The organism is Pseudomonas sp. MF08875 (genome assembly GCF_059862525.1).
Genome location: NZ_JCBCUW010000132.1, coordinates 1 through 1,061, shown reverse-complemented (window position 1 = coordinate 1,061; position 1,061 = coordinate 1). Strand labels below are relative to the sequence as shown.

The 1,061-nt window shown below is 43.9% G+C and carries 1 protein-coding gene; it reads left to right on the top strand.

The window, feature by feature from the left end:
- The coding region (locus AC19YT_RS28270) for a helix-turn-helix domain-containing protein (RefSeq protein ID WP_500611390.1) at positions 1-987 on the top strand (987 nt) is incomplete at its 5' end.
- Between the last annotated feature and the right edge of the window lie 74 nt (positions 988-1,061).

Sequence of the window (1,061 nt, the reverse complement as noted above, 5' to 3'; positions counted from 1 at the left end):
GAAAACTATTTACTTTCAAACTGGCGAGGACCGCTCACCGCTACATCAACTCTGTTTTCACGTGAAACTATTCAGTCTCATCGGTGGAAGCCTATTAAAACAGTTGCCTACTCCGTCGGTTTGCCTCCTTCGAAGCTGAAACTTTTCGTGGAAAAGGGGCTCGTTTCATCTAATTCGATTCAGCATGACTGTGGCAAAATTTCCACTGTTGTGGATCTCCAGGAAGCAAAGGCTTTTGTTGAAAAATTAAACAACTCAGCAAGTTTGAAGGAGGCGGCGCGACGGTTAGGGATAAGTGAGCGGAGAGCCCGATCGCTTATTATTGGGGGGTACCTAGTTGGCTATAACTCAAAAAACAGTAACCCTACCCCTTGGATTGTAGATTCTGAAAGTTTTATCCAGAAATTTTCTACGTCAGATGCGGTGCATGGTACTGATGAATATCTGTCGCTTCGAAAATTGTTTACTTATTATCTGAAAGACGAGAATCAGTTTTTGGATTTCGTGGGTGCTTTGACAAAATGTGAAGTTGAATTGTATCGATGCGACACCGGACTGTCATTTGCAGACTATAAATTACTGAGTGATGATTTTTACTGTTGGAAACAGCGCTGGTTAACGGCGCATCAAACGACAACTAATCTTAGTGCTCAGGACGCTGCTAGTGTGTTGAACGTCAAAGACCAGGTGGTGTACGGGTTAATAAATAATGGCTTGCTCCCACATGTGGTTGAGAACAATCAACGTAAAATCGCGCCGTCCACGCTGAAGGATTTTCAACAACAGTATGTGTTCAATAGGGAAATTGCTCACCAATTTCTTAAATCACCACAACGAATTTCTTCACGGCTAATCGAGAATGGATTTCAGCCTGTTGCCGGGCCGCATGAAGAAAATAGTGTGTGCCGGCACTATCTCTGGAGGCGCGATGAAGAGTTGTACGAGTTCTTGAAGACGGAATTTAGAAATCGCTTTGAGGCTGTCTAATACTTGTATGAGGCTACTAGCCGTAAAGTGGTGGCTGATACTGCCACTCAGATTATGTTGAGCTCGCCTCTAGG